Source organism: Antrihabitans stalactiti (assembly GCF_012932915.1).
GTDB lineage: Bacteria > Actinomycetota > Actinomycetes > Mycobacteriales > Mycobacteriaceae > Antrihabitans > Antrihabitans stalactiti.
Map to the genome: position 1 here is coordinate 1 of NZ_VCQU01000005.1, position 17,880 is coordinate 17,880.

18 protein-coding genes are annotated in these 17,880 nt (G+C 63.9%); 6 read left to right on the forward strand and 12 right to left on the reverse strand.

Annotated features, from left to right (window positions below; translation table 11 throughout):
- The first annotated feature begins 259 nt into the window (after positions 1–259).
- Entirely contained in the window at positions 260–1,399 is a 1,140-nt protein-coding gene (locus tag FGL95_RS15145) for an MBL fold metallo-hydrolase (RefSeq protein ID WP_169588254.1), read from the forward strand.
- A gap of 4 nt (positions 1,400–1,403) precedes the next feature.
- On the opposite strand, the gene FGL95_RS15150 is transcribed toward FGL95_RS15145, so the two are convergent.
- Positions 1,404–2,384 (reverse strand): amidohydrolase family protein, encoded by a 981-nt coding sequence (locus FGL95_RS15150; protein ID WP_169588256.1) that lies wholly within the window; start codon positions 2,382–2,384, stop codon positions 1,404–1,406.
- Positions 2,385–2,462: 78 nt separating this feature from the next.
- On the opposite strand from FGL95_RS15150, the gene FGL95_RS15155 reads away from it, so the two are divergent.
- The gene (locus FGL95_RS15155) at positions 2,463–3,218 is read left to right on the forward strand and encodes a hypothetical protein (RefSeq protein ID WP_169588258.1); all 756 of its coding nucleotides are present in this window, start codon (positions 2,463–2,465) and stop codon (positions 3,216–3,218) included.
- Positions 3,219–3,250: 32 nt separating this feature from the next.
- On the opposite strand, the gene FGL95_RS15160 is transcribed toward FGL95_RS15155, so the two are convergent.
- From FGL95_RS15160 to FGL95_RS15180, 5 genes are all read right to left on the reverse strand, one after another.
- Positions 3,251–3,976: an enoyl-CoA hydratase-related protein gene (locus FGL95_RS15160; RefSeq protein WP_169588260.1), complete on the reverse strand. Its 726-nt coding sequence runs from the start codon at positions 3,974–3,976 to the stop codon at positions 3,251–3,253.
- A complete protein-coding gene (locus FGL95_RS15165; protein WP_169588262.1) occupies positions 3,973–5,271 on the reverse strand; it encodes a cytochrome P450 in 1,299 nt (432 codons plus the stop codon). Before FGL95_RS15165 ends, FGL95_RS15160 begins: the two co-directional genes overlap by 4 nt.
- Positions 5,268–5,924: a TetR/AcrR family transcriptional regulator gene (locus FGL95_RS15170; RefSeq protein ID WP_169588264.1), complete on the reverse strand. Its 657-nt coding sequence runs from the start codon at positions 5,922–5,924 to the stop codon at positions 5,268–5,270. Before FGL95_RS15170 ends, FGL95_RS15165 begins: the two co-directional genes overlap by 4 nt.
- Before the next feature lie 89 nt (positions 5,925–6,013).
- Entirely contained in the window at positions 6,014–6,973 is a 960-nt protein-coding gene (locus FGL95_RS15175; RefSeq protein ID WP_206071931.1) for a carbon-nitrogen hydrolase family protein, read from the reverse strand.
- Positions 6,974–6,980: 7 nt separating this feature from the next.
- The gene (locus tag FGL95_RS15180) at positions 6,981–9,335 is read right to left on the reverse strand and encodes an FAD-dependent monooxygenase (RefSeq protein WP_169588266.1); all 2,355 of its coding nucleotides are present in this window, start codon (positions 9,333–9,335) and stop codon (positions 6,981–6,983) included.
- Between the two features lie 102 nt (positions 9,336–9,437).
- Here FGL95_RS15180 and FGL95_RS15185 point away from each other — a divergent pair, with 102 nt between their 5' ends.
- The 4 genes from FGL95_RS15185 to FGL95_RS15200 all read left to right on the forward strand — a co-directional run bounded on the left by FGL95_RS15185 (position 9,438) and on the right by FGL95_RS15200 (position 12,720).
- Entirely contained in the window at positions 9,438–10,055 is a 618-nt protein-coding gene (locus FGL95_RS15185) for a TetR/AcrR family transcriptional regulator (protein ID WP_169588268.1), read from the forward strand.
- A gap of 81 nt (positions 10,056–10,136) precedes the next feature.
- Positions 10,137–10,892: an ABC transporter permease gene (locus tag FGL95_RS15190; RefSeq protein ID WP_169588270.1), complete on the forward strand. Its 756-nt coding sequence runs from the start codon at positions 10,137–10,139 to the stop codon at positions 10,890–10,892.
- 143 nt (positions 10,893–11,035) lie between these two features.
- The gene (locus tag FGL95_RS32955) at positions 11,036–12,193 is read left to right on the forward strand and encodes a diguanylate cyclase (RefSeq protein ID WP_169588272.1); all 1,158 of its coding nucleotides are present in this window, start codon (positions 11,036–11,038) and stop codon (positions 12,191–12,193) included.
- Between the two features lie 179 nt (positions 12,194–12,372).
- Complete coding sequence (locus FGL95_RS15200) at positions 12,373–12,720, forward strand: hypothetical protein (RefSeq protein WP_169588274.1); 348 nt, start codon at positions 12,373–12,375, stop codon at positions 12,718–12,720.
- Between the two features lie 2 nt (positions 12,721–12,722).
- Here the strand turns inward: FGL95_RS15200 and FGL95_RS32360 are convergent, their stop codons facing one another.
- From FGL95_RS32360 to FGL95_RS15225, 6 genes are all read right to left on the reverse strand, one after another.
- The gene (locus FGL95_RS32360; RefSeq protein ID WP_240963052.1) at positions 12,723–13,214 is read right to left on the reverse strand and encodes a hypothetical protein; all 492 of its coding nucleotides are present in this window, start codon (positions 13,212–13,214) and stop codon (positions 12,723–12,725) included.
- Positions 13,215–13,238: 24 nt separating this feature from the next.
- Complete coding sequence (locus tag FGL95_RS32365; protein ID WP_240963053.1) at positions 13,239–13,775, reverse strand: MBL fold metallo-hydrolase; 537 nt, start codon at positions 13,773–13,775, stop codon at positions 13,239–13,241.
- Positions 13,762–15,057: a chloride channel protein gene (locus tag FGL95_RS15210; RefSeq protein ID WP_206071932.1), complete on the reverse strand. Its 1,296-nt coding sequence runs from the start codon at positions 15,055–15,057 to the stop codon at positions 13,762–13,764. The genes FGL95_RS32365 and FGL95_RS15210 overlap by 14 nt, the downstream gene beginning before the upstream one ends.
- A 407-nt stretch (positions 15,058–15,464) precedes the next feature.
- On the reverse strand, positions 15,465–15,842 hold the full coding sequence (locus tag FGL95_RS15215; RefSeq protein ID WP_169588276.1) for a hemophore-related protein: 378 nt from the start codon (positions 15,840–15,842) through the stop codon (positions 15,465–15,467).
- A gap of 35 nt (positions 15,843–15,877) precedes the next feature.
- Entirely contained in the window at positions 15,878–17,278 is a 1,401-nt protein-coding gene (locus tag FGL95_RS15220) for a lipase family protein (protein WP_169588278.1), read from the reverse strand.
- A 79-nt stretch (positions 17,279–17,357) separates the two neighbouring features.
- The gene (locus tag FGL95_RS15225) at positions 17,358–17,834 is read right to left on the reverse strand and encodes an RrF2 family transcriptional regulator (protein WP_169588280.1); all 477 of its coding nucleotides are present in this window, start codon (positions 17,832–17,834) and stop codon (positions 17,358–17,360) included.
- Positions 17,835–17,880 lie beyond the last annotated feature (46 nt).

A 17,880-nucleotide genomic window follows, 5' to 3' on the forward strand; every position in this document is an offset into this window, starting at 1 on the left:
AACCGATCTGGGCATGAACTGATCCAAGCCCGGTCTCAGGTGCCATCACCTACGCATCCAACAACCTGTCCCACATGTGGGTAGACATCAGATGTCCCACATGTGTCGAGACTGGACAGAGTCCCTGGACTCCTAAAAGACTCACGACCGTCGGAGGTCGGCTGGCGCTGACGATGCATGGGACGGCCGAACAATGGTGTCCACCGCCTACCTGCGAATTCTCCCACCGAACAAGATCAGTAGATTTAGGCTGGCGAGCATGCATGTACTCGACGGCGGTGGGCATGGGTCTGGCGGCTTTTCGCGGAGATCAGCGATTGCGGGATCGTTCGCAGCGGTTGTCGGTGGGGCGTTGTTCAGTGCAGCGGCATGCAGTTCGGATTCTTCTGACTCGGCGTCGGAAACGACTGCGGCGCCTGCGCCCGAGGCAGCCCCGAAGTTGCCGGACACTGCGCTCATCACTCTGGGCGTCGCTGCGGGTCCGCCGCCGATCCGGGGTCGGATCGGCATTTCGTCAGCACTCAAGATCGGCGACGACGTCTATCAAATCGATTGCGGTCTGGGCTCTTTCAATGCGTTCACCAATGCCGGCCTGAGCTTCGAGAACCTCAAGAGCATGTTCATCACCCATCTGCATACCGACCACATGGTCGACTACTTCAGCTTCTTCCTGTCCGGCGGCTATACGGCTAAACCCGACAAAGCTGCGGTCAACGTGTACGGTCCCGGTCCAGCCGGTGGCCTGCCTGATAGCCAACTCGGCAACCCGAATCCGCCCACCGTCGATCCCGAGAATCCGGCACGTGGGCTCGCATTCACCACTGCCGCGTTGGTGCAGGCATACGCGTACACCAGCAATCTGTTCATCCGCGACATGGGAACCGTCGACATCCAGAACACATTCAAGGTCACAGAGATCGCGGTGCCACCGGGTTCGGACTTCCGCAACAGGTCGCCGAAGACAGATCCGTTCCCGGTAGCCTCCGACGACAACATCGACGTCACCGCGACGCTCGTCTCCCACTACGACGTCTATCCCGCATTCGCTTTTCGCTTCGATCTGAAGAAATCTGGTATGTCGATCACGTTCTCGGGGGATACGACCAAATCCGACAACCTGATCAGACTCGCCAAAGACACCGACATTCTCGTGCACGAAGCCGAATTCAGTCTCGACGATTCGTACTACGGCAACAGGTTTCCTCCGAACTATCTGAAGAACTCACACACGTCGGCCGAGCAGGTCGGCGAGGTGGCTGCCGCAGCCAACGCCAAACACGTGATTCTGAGTCACTATCAGCCGAGCGACCTGCCTGACTCGGAATGGCTCGACAAAGTCGGGAAGCACTACTCGGGCAAGATCACCGTCGGCAAGGACGGCGGAGTTTTCGAGATCTGATCCGCTATTTGAACGACGGAATACGGTCGCCGAAGAGGCGTATCGCGTTCGACGAGCTCACTTTTCGTCGCGTCTCATCGTCCATCGGAAAGTCGGCGAGGAACTGCGCGCCATCGACGTTGTCGTCCATCGGATAGTCCACCGAGAACATCACCCGCTCGGCGCCCATCACCTCGAGCGTGCAGGCGAACGCCGGCGGATTGAAATTGCCACTCGTCGTGACGTGGAAATTGTCGCGGAAATACTCTCCGGGCAGGCGCTTCAGCCGCTTGACGCCGTCGCCACCCAGACCGTAGTAGCGATCACAGCGATACATGTTGAACGGCAACATCTCCCCGAGATGTCCAATGATCATCTGAAGGCCCGGGAATTTGTCGAACAGTCCTGAGTAGATCAGCCGCAGCACGTGCGTTCCGGTCTCGACCGAGAAGCCCCATGATGCGAGGTGCATTCCATCCGCCTTGTACGGCGCGAACCACGCGTCCAGCACCGGCTTGGTCGGCGTCGTCGGGTGCAGGTAGATCGGTGCGTTCAATGCTTCGGCGCGCTCGAACAGTCCTTCGTACGCCGGATCGTCGAGATAGCGCCCCTGGGTGTGCCCGTTGATCAGTGCGCCGACGAGTCCGAGTTCCGTTACTGCGCGCTCGAATTCGGCTGCGGCACCATCCGGATCCTGCGGTGCGAGCGTCGCGAATCCGCCGAAGCGCTGAGGGTTGCCACGCACGGTCTCAGCCAAGTTATCGTTGGCGCGGCGCGCGTAGTCGGAAGCTTTCGCGACGTCGGTGTAGTCCTGCACGCCGGGGTCGAACAGCGACAGGATCTGGAAGTCGATTCCGGCAGCGTCCATCTGCTCGAGCCGCAATGGACCGCGGTCGTACAACCGTTCACGTCCGAGCGGATTGTTCGACTGCAGCCACGTCGCAACCACGTTGCCTTCGCTAGCGGGATCCCACGCGTAGTGTTCCTCGAGCGCTATCAAGGTCATTTTCGTATCAAAGCACGCACGCACGGGCGGCACCGCGAATACGGACAATTGCACGTGGAAGCGGACTATTCTCGACGCGTGGAGCTGAATTTCGGCGCCGGAAACGACGGGCTGTTGGTTCCGGTGATGTGGCTGTTTCTTGCAGTCCTCGTCACGTTCGTGGCGACGCGACTGATCACGCGACATATTCGGGCCAAGTCGAGTCGGGAACCGGCGGAGGCAACCACGGAAGTATTTCGCGACATCACCATTGGCGGTGTGCACATTCACCATCAGGTCTTCGGAATTCTGTTGATGGCAGTCGTCGGAGTCGCGCTGATCGCAACGACTCCCGAAGGCACTGCGCTGTACATCTTTTCGGCCGCGTTCGGAGTTGGGCTCGCCCTCACCCTCGACGAGTTCGCTTTGTGGCTGCACGTCGACGATGTGTATTGGAGTACCGACGGACGTAAATCGATCGACGCAATCTTCTGTGCGCTGGCGATCACCGGTGTGCTGATCGGCGGATCGGAGTTTGTCAGCGGCAAGATCGGTTCATCGGCGTGGTGGGGCTCGATCGGCTACCTACTCCTTGGATTGGCGATCTCAGTCGTCTGCATGCTGAAAGGAAAATTCGTCACCGGAATTGTCGGCGTCATGTTCGAACCTATTGCGATCGTCGGTGCGATTCGGCTCGCGAAACCGGACTCGTGGTGGGCCCGCCGCCGGTATGCCGACCGACCCGCTCGCCTTGCACGCTCGCAGGCTCGATTCGACGACAAATACGACGCTCGCTGGAACCGAATGCGTGACCTCGTTGCCGGCGAACACGGCGCCTCACCCAAACCCTCGTGAGTCCTTTCGGAGTCTATAGACTCCGAAAAGACTCACAACCTATGTGCGGCAATGCCTTCGCGGAAGTAGTCACCGTCGGACAGAGTGGCGTCGCCGAGTGAGTTCGAGTACGCGCGAAACTGTGACTTGCTGACATCAAGTGCGCGTTCGGGTTTTGCGACGAGCTGGCCGGCGAGCGCCGCCACGGCGTCGTCCAACTCGGCATCGCTGACCACCCGATGGACCAACCCAATACGGTGTGCGGTCGCGGCGTCGAAGCGGTCGCACAACATCACGATCTCTCGTGCACGCGATGCACCCACCTCGGCGATGAGTCGCGGGACGGCGCCCCAGGTCATGGGGATGCCGAGGTCGACCTCGGGTAGCGCGAAGGACGTCGTCTCCGTCGCGACGCGGAAGTCGCACGACAGCGCAAGAGCGAATCCGCCACCGAACACATGACCGTGCAGCCTGGCGATCGTGACGACCTCGCAGTCGGCGATCGCTCGGCAGGCTCGGTCGCCGATCTGGGAGCGCCACCGACGTTCCCGTTCGCCGGTCCCGCCGCGGCCGGGCGGATTCTTCAGATCTGCTCCCGCGCAAAAGGATCGGCCACGACCACCGAGCACGATCGCCTTGAGGTCGAAGCGCCGAGCAGCCCCGTCGAACACCTCGGCAATGTCGGTCAATGTCGCGTCGTCCAGGGCGTTCAAGGAGTCGGGACGGTTCAGCCACACCTGCAGCACCGGACCGTCCTGGCTGAGCTCGAGCGTGCTCACGCTGATTTCTCCAGCCGTGCGGGCAGTCGCTCGAGCCTGCGTAACGCAGGGTTGCCGTCCCAGCGGGGCTGCCCGGTGACGGTGATGGCGGCGACCTGGTCTGCGAGGTGAGTCAGGAACAGGCGCGCCTCCATACGCGCGAGCTGCGCGCCGAGGCAGAAATGGATGCCGAACCCGAAGGCGATGTGATCGCTGGCGTCGCGATCGATCCGGAAAGTATCGGGGTCTTCGTAGCGGCGAGGGTCGCGGTTGGCCGCGCCGAAGAGCATCAGTACTCGTGCGCCTGCCGGGATCGTCACGTCGCCGATCGGGTAGTCGCGAATCGCGGTGCGGTAGTAGCCCTGAATCGGTGCGAAGAAGCGGAGGGCTTCGTCCACCGCACCGGATGCGAGCGCGGGGTCGTCGCGCAACTGCTGATACTGATCGGGATGCTCGGAGAACTGCAGCAGGAGGGTGCCGAGCAACGTTGTCGTCGTCTCGTGACCCGCGATCAGAAGCAGCAACGCGAACCAGAACAGCTCGTCGTCGCTGAGGCTGCCGTCCTCGGTCGAGGCGATGAGCTTGCTGAGTAGATCGGTTCCGGGATTCTGCCGGCGGAGTTCGAACTGGTCGTGGAAGTAGCGGTGCAGCGCGGTGACCGACCCGATCATTCTTCCCGCCCGCAGCAGGGATTTCGGATTCCATTCGACGGCCATGCCCTGCAACGCGCCGTCGGACCAGCGGCGAAAGTCGTGCATGTCCGAGTCGGGCACGCCGAGCAATCGCGCGGTCACCCACAGTGGCAGCGGCGCAGCGACGCGCCCGATCAGGTCGTCGGCCGGGAAGCCTGCTGCGTTGGTGACCAGTTCGCGAGCGTAACGGTCAATCTCCGGCTCGAGCTTTGCGAGCGCTTGCGGGTTGAAGTCCTTGACTGCCAGCTTGCGCAGGCGGGTGTGGTCGGGCTGGTCGATGGTCAACATCATCGGCAGCTGGCTGCGCAGCCGCAGGATCCCTTCGGCCGATGAGAGCGCGTCGTGTGCGCGGCATGCGGTGCGTAACTCGTTGTGCCCATTGATGATCCACAGCCCGCGCTTGCGGCTGTAGTGCACCGGACCGGAGGAGTGCAGTGCTTTGTAGGCCGGGAACGGGTCGGCGATCACGTCTCGATCCAGCGGGTCGAAGGAGGTGAGCGGCGCTTTCGCCGGATGGGTGGACCGTGCAGTCAGGGCTGACGCCGCCTCCCGAACACCGGAATCCGCAATCCGGCGCACGACGCCGGCGGCTGTTCGCACATCGGCGATGGTCGTATCGGTCATGGCTGGGTCACTTCCGTCAGGTCCTTCACGGCGTGACGGACGATGAAATCGACAACGGTGTCGCCGTAGCGGCGCCGGAATTCCTGATCCTCAGGGTCGCGCAGGATCGACCACACGGCGATCAGCCCCAACCCCAACACTCCGGTGGCCGCGGCATCGGTATCGAGGTCGGCGCGGAAATACCCACGCCGGATGCCGACGACGTAGTACTGCTCGATCACCGTGTGCATCAGGTCGGTCAGGCCGGACATCCCGCTAACGGCCCGCTCGTCGATCGACGGCAGCTCTCGCATCAGAAACCCGACGCTGCGGTGCTCGACGGCGATCAGGTCGAATGCTTTCGTCGCAATATCGGCTGCACGTGCCCGGTATTCGGCCAGGTCGTTGATCTGCTCCGCGGCGTTGTTGTCCTCGAAGACCTTGCCGAGGCGTTCCATCATCGACGCGACGACAGCGTCGAGCACGTCGCGCTTGTCTTCGAAGTAGCGGTAGAAGGTGCCCTGCCCGACACCGGCTTCCTCGGCGATATCGGACACGCGTGTCGCGTGATAGCCGAGTCTTCCGAACACCTCGGCTGCTGACCGAACCAGCTGCGCTTCGGTGTCGGCGCGCCGTTGCTCGGCCCGGGTGAGCTGGGTTTTTTCGCTCGGCATACCTGGACCGTACAAGCGGACGGACGAGTCCGTCAATATTGCGGTTGTGAGTCTTTTCGGAGTCCAGGGACTCCGAAAAGACTCACAACCTAGTGGGAGATGTGCTGCCCGATGAGCTTGCGAGCTTCGTAATTCGCCTTGCCGTGCAAGTTGGCCAGGTCGAAAGTGGCGCGAACAGAGGCCGTCATGTCGGGGATCCAGAAGCGGTCGGCGATCGGATCCAGAGGCTGCGGGTCAGCCAACTCGATGGTCGCCGCGACGTGACCTTCACCGTCTTTTTCGGTGAGCCGCGCGAGAATAGTGCCGTCGCGTTCGGTGATCTGGGTTTCGCCGAGCATGCTCGTGCGGTAGGGGATGCCGGGCAGTCCAGGCATGTGCATGGTGACCGGGCCGACGTGGCTGGCATGCACGACCGGTGCGCCGACAAGTCGTGCGAATTGCCCGGGTAGCCGGCGTGCAAGTTCGGTTTGCAGCCGATGTTCACGCCTGCCCCACCAGCCGAGGGGGCCGAACCAGTTGTTCGGCGTTGTCGGCCAGCACATGCCACCGAGCACGGCGTCGACGCGACCGCGCAGCCGCGCTGCAGTGCGATAGCGTGCCCACTCCCAGCCGCAGACGAGACCGACCGTGCCCAACGACGGACTTTCGACGACGCCATCGTCGCTGCCGCCGGTGTAGAAGTTCTGCTCCCACATCGTCGGGATGTCCTTGTCGTGGGCATTGACCGTGCCATCCGGTTCGGCGAGCACGTAGTGCCCATAGGCGTCGCCGTCGCGTTCGGACAGGTAACCCCCGCCGACGATGACGTTCAGTTCGCGCGCGAGGCCGGTCAACAACTGATACGGCGCACCGAGTTCGGGCCGGGGCACGGTCCGCATCGCGGGATGGTGCACGTTCGGTGACGACGCCGCCTCGGGCACGATGATCACGTCCGGACCGTGTTGCCGGTGGGCGTCGCGGATGAGGTTTTCGAGCCGGACGAGGTTGTTGTCGACGTCGGCGAGCGCGAGGGCGGGTTGGACGGCGGCGACGGTGATTGTGCGAGCCATGGTGTTCCTATGCGTCGATCGTCAGTGTGGCGTCCAGCGACCGTGAGACGCACGGGTACATGATGTCGGTCCGGGTTCGTTCGGCTGGTCCGATGATGTCGTCCCGATGGTCGGGGCGGCCGCGCAGCACTGCGACCTCGCAACTACCGCAGAGACCGTTCTCGCATGACGCAGGCAAGTCGGGCACCGCGCCACGGATAGCGTCGAGCATCGACATCTCAGCTGTCACCGCGACCGTGGCATTGGACTGAGCCAACTCGACCTCGAACGAATTGTTCTCGCGCGGAGCAGATTCGGTCGGGACGAAGCGCTCGATGTGAGCGGTCACGCGCGGGTGCCGGTCGGCTGTCTCGACGACGGCCTCCATGAGGCTGTTCGGTCCGCAGCTGTACACCGCCGAGCCGGCAGGCAGACCGTCGATCCAGCTACCAAGGTCCGGCCGCGGATCGGTTTCGCCGTTGCTCAGTGTCACCTTGTCGCCGTAGCGCTCTGCGAGGTCGGCGCCGAACGGTAGGTGTGCTGCGCTGCGCCCTCGGTACAGCAGTCGCCATGGCTTCCCGGCGTTTTCGGCAGCGGCGATCATGGTCAGGATCGGCGTGATCCCGATGCCGCCCGCGATGAACACGTACTCCGTCGCATCGTCGAGCGCAAAGTTGTTGCGCGGACCCACAACTGCGACGGCGGCGCCTACTGCGAGGTCGTGTATTTCGACCGAACCACCGCGGCCTTCGGGCTCGCGCAAGACCGCGACGCTCAACGTCTCCCGATCCGACACGTCACCCGACAGCGAGTACTGCCGGACCTTGCCCGACGGCAAATGCAGGTCGATGTGGGCGCCCGGCGTCCATTCCGTCCACGGTTCACCGTCGACTCGCTTCAGGTCGAACACCGTGGTGTCGCTGCTCACCGGTCGAATACCAGCGACCTGCGCTGCGACCGGAATGCTGCGTGCAGCACGAGGTTTGGGTCGGCGCGGCGGTTGGCTCCAGGGTTCGTCGTCGCGGTGTTCGCCCACGATCGGTCCGAGCGAGCGCATGCGGCCACGGTAGGTCCGGGCGGCCATTAGCTCGGCACGGACGACTGCTTCGACGGTGACCAGCTCACCGATCTCGAGCAGATTTCCGGGTGTGGGCCAGCGACTCATCAGCGTCGCGACGCCCGCCTTCACGATCCGCTTGGTGGTGTAGACCCCGTGTGGTTTGACCAAGCGCTGATGGATGTCGGACAGCTCCGTGCCGCTCGAGTTACGGACCACCGAGGCGATGAGCTGCGGAGGTGGCGCTGGAATTCGCGTTTCCAGGTTGCCGTAGTGGTAGGTCGGCAGGCATTCCAGGTCGCGGGCGCGTTCCCACGCGCGAGCCGCGGCGTCGAGCTTGCGTGGATCGTCGAGCACGTCAACGACATGCTCCGCGAGCCTCCGTCCCATCCACATCGCGTCCCGCATTCCCTGACCGAGGACGGGATCTTTGAAGTGCCCGGCATCGCCGATCAGGGCCCAGCCCGGGCCCGACGACCGGCGGAAGTAAGCGTGGGTTTGCCCGGTCGAGCGGATCGCCGTTTGATTCGTCGCACCGGCGATTCGGTCGGCGAGAACCGGGAATTCGGCGACCTTGCGCGCCCAGTGCACTTCGCTGTCGGTGCGAGCCTCGGCGACCTCGGCGCGCGGGCCCATGAACAGAACGAGTAGGCGTCCTTTCGGCGTACCGGGAAAGGCGAACGCGATGGTGTCGCCGCGACGGCCCTCCCACAGCGTCGAAGCCCAGTCCGTATCGGCGGCCGGATCGTCCATGTAGCGGAACACCATTCCGCGACCGTTGCGCGAGCGGCGATATGGCTCCCATTCGCCGACGCCGTTGGCGACGGTGGAATGTCGTCCGTCGGCGCCGACGACCAGGCGTGCGCGCACCTCGCGGACCGTTCCGCTGCCGTCGAAGTACCGCACTCCCACTGCCCGCCCATCCTCGACGATGACGTCTTGGACGGTGCATTGCTCGCGAATGTCGGCGCCGGCCTCGCGTGCCGCGGCGATCAACTGCAGGTCCTGGTCGATGCGCGGAACGCTGATTCCGTAGTCGATCTCGCCAACCCGTTGGAAACGTTCGGTTCGGCTCGTGCCGACCAAGTCCAGGCGCAAATGGGTCATGCGCGACGGGTTCAGGGCAAGGATCTTGTCGAGTGCGCCGAGTCGGTCGAGCTCGTTGACGCCCATGGGGAACAGCACGTGCGTCGACATGGTGTCGGCTGGAAAGGCTGCTCTGTCGAGCACAACGACCGTGCGGCCCGCCCGAGCGAGCGGCGCTGCCAGGGCAGTGCCAGCGCAGCGCGCGCCTACGACGACGACATCAACGAACTCTCGCTGCACAGAGGACCCTACCTTTACTACTGTTATATCAATGATATTGCACCGTATCGCACATGGCGTGATAAGTACATGCAGGTGACCGTGCGCCGAGACGACTCCCCAATGCGTCTCCGGCTGCTTGAGAGCGCGGCTCGCCTGCTCGCTACGGAGGGCCCCAGCGGCTTGTCGACGCGAAAAGTCGCCGCCGATGCCGGGACATCGACGATGACTTTGTACGCCCAGTTCGGCTCCATGCCGGACCTCGTCCAGGCGGTCGTCGACGAAGGATTCGCCCGGCTGGGGGAGGAATTCGAGCGCGTACCCCGGACGGACGATCCGGTCGCTGACCTCGGTGGAATCTTCGCCGCCTATGTCGCGAACGCGCGTGCCAACCCAGACCTCTACGTCGTCATGTTCGGCTCGGCCTCGTTGGGCGGCTACCGAGGAACCGGCGACAACATTCTGCATACCGGTCGCTACACCTTCGACGTCATCGCCGAGGGTCTGAAGCGTGCCGTGGATGCCGGTCGCCTGGACGAACTTCACCCGACCGCCCTCGCCGCCCAGGTCTGGGCCGCGCTGCACGGCTACATGGTGCTCGAGCTCGCCGGTTACTTCCGACCGCCCGACGCAGGGGTCCGCAACGTGCTCCGGCCGATGATGCGAAATCTCATCATCGGGCTGGGGGACAGTAGGGAAGCCGCGTTGCAATCCGCCAACTCCTGGTTCGCCGACACCTGACCCCCACCCCTCGTGAGTCTTTTTGGAGTCCAGGGACTCCAAAAAGACTCACGAGGGGTGGGATGCAGCAGACTCGACCGCGTGAGCTCCTCGATCGCAGATCCCGGGATTGCCCTAGCGGCGTTGTGCGCCGTAATGGTGGTGCTCGCGACCGTCGTCTATCGGGTCGCGCACCTCGACAACCTGTTCGCCGTCCCCGCCGCTGCAGTGCGAGGAGCAGGCCAACTGGCGATCGTGTCGCTCGTCCTCGCCGCCGCGCTGACCCATCTCTGGTCGTCGATTCTCGTACTTCTCGTCATGTTCGCCGCCGCGGTGGCGACCTGCGCCCGCCGCGCCCGAGCAGGCTGGAGCGGGGTGTGGCTCGCGGTGTCGTTGGCCAGCGGCGTCGGTGCGGTCGTGCCGCTGATGCTGCTCAGTGGCGTCGTGCCATTGGACGGCTACGCGCTCGTCCCCGTCGCAGGCATCGTCCTCGGCGGGGCGATGACAGCGACCACGCTCGGAACGAGGCGCGCGCTCGATTCGATCGAGACGCGCTGGGGTGAGGTCGAAGCGGGCTTGAGTATCGGTCTGAGCGCTCGGGACGCGCACATGGAAGTCGCGCGGTCGGCCGCGCAAGATGCACTGCTGCCGGGGCTCGATCAGACAAGGACTGTCGGGTTGGTGACTTTGCCCGGTGCGTTCGTCGGCGTGCTCCTTGCGACGGGTTCGGCGGTCCAAGCCGGTGCGGTGCAAATTCTGGTCCTCGTCGGACTGCTCCTCGCACAGACCTGCGCAGTGGCGGTCACCCTCGAACTCGTCGCCCGAAATACTGTGCGACGGGTCCGGCCCCAGACCTGACCCCCACCCCTCGTGAGTCTTTTTGGAGTCCAGGGACTCCAAAAAGACTCACGAGGGGGTTCGTGGACTGGCTACGATAGTTGTGCTGGCAAAAGGTATTGCAGTCGTAGGTCGGGCGGCCGCGGGAGACGAAAGGTGTTGCCGTGGGCCGAGATTGGCTGGTGGTCGTCAATCTCGGGTCCTTTGCGATGGTCGGCGTCGCGCTGGTTCTGGTCGTGCTGTGGGGGATCGACCGCAGCCGTGTGCACCCACTGTTCTTCGCGGGCATGATCGCGCTCTACTTCGCCGGCACCCTCGCGCTGTCGCTGAATGCCGATATTGCGCTGCTCGCCTCGATCCACGGAATCCTGTTTCCCATTGCGTTCGTATTGCTAGCCGACGGACTGTTGCGACGCTCCGGTCTACGGCTCGGGCATTCGATCGCGGCGAGCTACATCGTCGTGCTGGCTGTTGCCGTGTGGTACTTCGCGTATGTATCGCCGCTGATGGTGGCGCGAATCGTCACGCAGAATCTCGGGACCGGCCTGTTGCTGCTGTTCGTCGCTGCCAAGCTGCGGGCAGCGGTCCGTCCGCAGCTCGCGGACCGGGTAACTGTGATCGCCACGACGACGCTCGGCGTCGCCCTCCTCGTCAATGTGCTGCTCGCACCGTTCTCGAATGTGCCGCGTGAGATCACGTCGGACGCGGAATTGGACGCCTACCTTGCGTCCCCGCTGGAGGTGGGCATCATCATCGCAAGTGCGGTGATCATGCCCGCGTTGCTCGTCACGCTGCTCGCCGTGACCGTCGCGGACCTCGTTGCCGACCTACGATTCCAGCGCGATCGAGACGAACTGACCGGTTTGCTCAATCGCCGGGGATTCCTCGAGCATGCCCAGTTGACTTTGCGTCGCGCGCCTGCGAGCACGTTGGTGCTGGCAGATCTCGACTTCTTCAAAGGGGTCAACGACGCGCTCGGCCACGCGGGTGGGGACTATGCGCTGGCGACATTCGCCCGGGTGCTGCGATCCGCGCCCGATGTCGGCCAGGTGTCCGGCCGGATCGGCGGCGAGGAGTTTGCCGTGCTCCTGCCGGAAATGGACTCGCATTCCGCGATCGAATTTGCCGAGTCCGCACGGGCGCGCCTAGCTGCGCAAGCGATCATCTACGGCGGGGCGAGCGCGTCGCTGACGGCGAGCTTCGGGGTCGCGACCGCAACGCCGTCGATGTCGTTGCCCGCCTTGATAGACGCCGCCGACCGTGCGCTGTATGCGGCAAAGGCGAAGGGACGGAACTGCACTGCCGTTCGCGAGGCGAGCTGAACCATCGGAAGTCGCGGCAACGACTTGACCCTCGTGAGTCTTTTTGGAGTCCAGAGACTCCAAAAAGACTCACGAGGGGTTGGGTCGGTTGCCCGCAACCCGAACAATGGGGCTCCCACCTGTGCCGATGCTGGCCTAGTGTGAAGGTGGGTCGGGCACCACGAACCCCTGGAGCGATCATGAACATACGACGTCTCGTCGCTGGCGCGGCGATCCTTTTCGGTGCATTGACCGCGGGAATCGGCGTCGCATCGGCAGTCCCGTCGGTGGGCTACGTCCCGACCGACAATCCGGCGACGCCCGTCAACGAAGCAGGAACTGTGCAAACCACATTCAGCCATGACGAGGCGAACGCAGCATCGTGGGCTCTGTCGCCACTGAACCCGATAAGCCCGATCGGTCAGCAGATGCGCGAGGCGAACCAAAACAATGATTGCGTGACGGTCAACTCCTCTAGCCTGACGAACCACGTCGTCACGCCGTACAAAAACGGCGAGGACGGAAACTGCACCGCGCCCGTCGGGTAGCGTCAGGCGCCCTCCAGCACCGGTCGGCTCCAGGTCTGTTGCGAGCCTTCGCCTTTCGGCACCAGGCCGAGCTCACGTAGTTTGGACGCTGCCATCATGGTGAAGAACATGGGGTTGGGGTTCGCGCCAGATACGCCGATCTCCTGGCACCGCGCGATAAATGCCTGGACGAACGCAGGCACGTCGTCGACGTCGGCGGTCAGCAGACCCTGCGCGGCGTCGTCGAGCGCCGACGCATGATCGAGCAGCGTCGAGAGGCGCTGCGCCGCCGTCGCACGGTCGAACACGTCGAATGCATGGCCCTCGGTGACGAAGTCGACGGCACCGGTCTCCACGAGCGTCAACGCCTGTGCGACGGCGCCGAAGATGTTGAGCTGGTTGGCATCGTGCATCGCACCGCATGGACCGTTCGGCTCGTCGGACAGGTGTAGCAGCCGCGCCTCGGGTAGGTGGACGACCACGTGCCCCGCGCAGTGGCCATGAGTGCGGATCACCTGGACGGCGCCGTCGGCGAACGACTAACCGGACAGATGTTGCGTCCCGATCGTGAGGTGCTCCATCGGAAGCTCTTCGTAGGTTCGGGTGATGTCGGTGATGGGAACCATCGGGTGGAACAGGCCGAGTAGCCGATGCGCGGTCGCCGCTGGATCGTCGAAGCCCGGCACCAGCCCGGAGATGCGAGTCAAGTTCGTCGTCCAGTAGGAAACGCCGAGATCGCGGTACTGACCTGCGTCGTACGCGCTGACGAAATGCTGCACCGCCGAGGGATCGAGGTCGGCGCCTAGCTCCTTGACGATGTCGTTGTTGCCCACATGGTCGGGGTGGCCGTGGGTGGTGAGGAGCAGAATCTTCGACCACGGACCGAGGTCGTCGGCAACGGTGCGAATCGCGTCTCGAATGGTCGACGTCACGCCGCTGTCGACGAGAACCAGGGTGTCTCCGGTGCGGTGCACGATCACGTTGCACACGTCGGGCTGGCCAGCCGCCATGTTGAGCTCTTGGCCGACGATCAAACGGGTCCGGGCGTCGATCTCGATTTGCTTACCGAGCGTCATTTTTCGGTTCTACCACCGGATTCGCTGAGGTGCGCGGGGTTCTCGCCAGACTGCTGACGACGTAGGCCGACCCCACCGCGACAATGATCGGCACGAGTAACGCATTGCCGCTTTGCGTCATCTCCAGCAGCAGAACGATGGCGGTGAACGGCGCCTTGTGGCTTGCGGCCAGGAAAGCCGCGGCGCCGACTATCGCGAACGCGCCGATCGGCGTGCCGGACCAGAAGGTCGACCACACCCCGCCCGTGAGCGCGCCGAGCATGGCACCTGTGGCGAGAGATGGCGTCAGCGTGCCTCCGGTCGCTCCGCTCCCCAGGCACGCGGCGGTCGCTGCCGGCTTCAACAGGACGAGAGCGAGAAACATCGGGAGCGCGAGCGCCCCGTCGAAGGCAAGTTGTGCGGGACCCTTACCGTTCCCGAGCAACTGAGGAAACACGACGGCAAGCAAGCCGACACCGGCGAACACCGACGTGGTGACGACAGGGAGGCGCCAACCCTGCGGCGGGTGTCGTTGAGCGAAATCCATGAGTCGGGTGAAGACCGCACTGCCCACGCCCGCGATGGGGCCGAACAGCACTGCGAAAACCACGAGGCCAGCGGTGATGGCGAAGGGCTCGACGATGTAGGTCGGCTTGTCCGAGAGAAACGCCCACGCGACACCGGTCGCGATCGCGGAGGTGAGCAACGCCGCCAAGACGTCACGGACAGCGAACGAGACAAGGAGGATTTCCAACGTGAACAGTGCGCCACCCAAAGGCACGTTGTAGACAGCCGCCAACCCTGCGCCTGCTCCGCACGCCAGCAGCGTTCGCTGCTGATCGATCGTCAGTCCGGCCCGCGCTGCGATCCATACGCCGATCGCTGCGCCGAGTTGTCGTGGCGCACCTTCGCGACCCAACGACGCGCCCATCGCAACGGCGACGACCTGCAGGACCGCATCAATTGCCGTGGTGGGCAGTGGGAGTCGGGGATCGTCGTTCTTCAGCCCGTCTTTGACGGTCACGACGGTCCGGTAGCGACGGAGCGCCCACCAACCCAGGCCGACGACGAGTCCGCCTGTTGTCATCACCACCACGCGCCGAAGCCCCGATGCCTCTTCGACGCCGGTCAAGAACGTCGCTTCGGTATAGCCGAACGAGAGATGCTGAATGGCGTGCAGCAATAGTGTGAGCGCCGCGCCGCCGATGCCCGCGCCTACTCCCACCAGAACGACAACGACCAGCAGGCGTCCCAGTTCGACCCGTGGTGCGGGCCCAACCGGTTCCAGTGCTCCGTCCGACAACGCCGCCCCTAACTGAAAGCGCTTGCAAGTCAGTAATTCCTGACGTACTGACTTTCGACAAGGCTACAAACGCTAGGGCGTGTGCATCGGTTTTCTAGACGATCCGGGCGCCGTCAGACCCGGTAGCTCGTAGATCCTGAGGTCGTCACAACGGTGGCATGCGAGAACCTTGTGGCCGAAGTGTTCGCGACCGGAAGAGGTTGATCGAGGTAGACGACAGCGGGCACTGACGACCACCGTGTGCTGTTGTAGCAGGCCGGCACGCATTCGTTGCGGCGCTGAGTTCCGACACCGATCAGCGGACCGGAATTGCATTCGTTCATGAGGGCGGGCGGCGTGCCGGGGGTATCGGTCAACGGAGCGAGATCGCCGGCAAGGCAAGTGGCTCTGACCGCCCTGTCACCGGCTCAGTAGTTGTGGCAGGTGTTGGCGACGTCCTGAATGATCGGACTTGCTTGTGCGCCAGCAGGACTGTTCACGAGTTGCTCTGCGCGGTCACGAAGGCCGGGGTTCTGGGCGAGGTAATCGTTGACCGCGCTGTGCCGTCGCTCGATCGGCAGCTCGAACAAGGACTGCAGCTCCATCTTCTGCTCCGGCATGCCGTCCAGACGTGCCGCGATGTCTGGGTACCGGTCATGCAGTGAGCCATCGATCTGATTGAACGAGCACGTCGAGTTCAACAGCGGATCGAAGAGGTCCGCGGGATCGGCGGTGGCGGTTGCGGGGGTGAGTAAGAAGGCACCGCCAGCTAGGGCGGCAAGCAGAGTCGTCCTGAATGGCTTCATAGTTCTGTGTTGACCGATCCTTTGCTTCGTAAACATCACTGCCCGACCGGTTTGCCGAACAGGTTCAACATCAACGGCGCGATCTCGGGCAACAACGTCGTCCACAAATCGGGGTTCAACAACACCGAACCCGCGTCGAAGGTGTTGCAGCCAGTCGGCATCGGGATGTCGTTGAAGCGATCTTTCAAGAACTTGATCGACAGCGGAATGCCGAAGACGTCGAGGGTGAGGTGCTCACTGAAGTGGTCGCGGACGTACTGGACGTGCGCGGTCGGATCTGCGCAATACGTATCGACCAGTTCGTTGACCGGACCGACGGGGAGGAGCCAATCAGGGTTGGCGTGGAACATGAACATGGGCGCGCGCGGGACTGCGTGCCCCATCTTGATCTGGTCCATGACAGCGACCGCGCGTGGGTCGTCGAACGGATGGGGGATCGTGAACATCGCGTCGAGATTCACGAACGGCACCACGGCCGACGTGAATACCTGGCAGAGGTTTTCCTTGGCCGCGACCAGCAATCTGCCTGCGGGGGTGAGGAAATCGTCGAACAGCTTCTGCAACTCCGGATATTCGCGACGTGCCCCCACGGCGCCCGCGGAGATGATCCCGGACCCGGCATTGCCGCTTGCCATTTTGAGGGCTGCGCGAACATCGGCAGGAATGCCGCCCTCGGCGACACCGACGATGTTCAATTCCGGCGCGTAGCTCGGGTGCAATTCAGCGGCGTGCCCGGTCGCGAGCGCGCCACCGGAGTAGCCCGTCAGGCCGACCTTGGTGTTTGCACTCAGCTCCATCGGCGCGAAGTTTTCCGCAGCGCGAATGCCGTCGAGGGTGATTTGCCCTTCGAGCGGTCCGGCGCCGAATGCTTGGTTCGGTCCCTGATGGTCGGGAATGACCACGGCCCAACCCAATTGCGCTGCAGCGATGGGGACTGCAAAGAGTTGTGACGTTTCTGCGGACCCCGCGAGCAGACCCAACGAGGCGACTTGGCTCAGGTACGACGGCCGGCAGTACTGGCCGAGTGAGTCCTCGGCGAATTGATAGGAGAGCAGCGGTCGTGGGCCGGCGGCCGGAACGCGAGGCTTCAGTACGGTCGCGACCGACGGAATCGCCTCGCCACGCGTGTTGTTCGAGCGAAACGACAGCTGCCAGGCGTCGATGTTCAGCGGCAGTACCGCGAGATAGGCGACGTTGACCTGTCGCGCCGCGATGAGCTCACCCGGGGCCTTGCTTTCCACCACCGACTGCGCGGGTCGATAGAAGTCGTCGAACTCGGGCAGGGCTGGCGGTATCGGGAACGGCAGCGCCGGCTGGACCACCACGGGGGATGTCGGCGGCTCGGGGTCTGCTGCGGCGACACTGATCGATGCGAGGACGGCCGCCGCCGTCAGCGCGATCGCGAGTGCGGTCCGTCGGGTGTTGGAGTCGAACACCGAGATAGCAGACCGCACAGCCGGCGCCGCGCGCTACCTGCAAAAACACGAAGCGAGAACGCAGTATTTGGCAAATTGCCTAGTCCGTGCGTGCCAGCCAAGTCCGTACGCCATCCCATGCTCCCGGGGAGGAGGCATCGACCGACGCAGCCAGATCAGCCAAAGTGACTGCACGCAAGGAATTTCGCCATGCCAGTTCGGCATTCGCCATGACCTTCGCGACCCCGCACGGCACCTTGCACGCCTCTCCGGTTGTGGCGAGCGGTCCGCGCTGGCGGATCTCCGTGCATCGGAACGCAGGCTCAGGTCCGTCGATGGCGCGGACCACGTCGTACACGGTGACGTCGGAGCCCGGTCGCGAAAGCAGGTAGCCGCCGTCTCGGCCCTCGACCGCGTGGATCAAGCCGGCACCCGAGAGCGCCTGCATGTGCTTGGCCAAGTAGGTCTTCGACACCCCGTGCAACTCGGCCAGCGCAGCGACTGGCACCGGATCGGTCGCGGTGCTCAGCACAGTGCAGCAGTGGAGCGCCCACTCGACCCCGGCCGACATCTTCATGGCTCGACTATACCTGGACACAAAGTATCCGAGTATGGTACTAAAT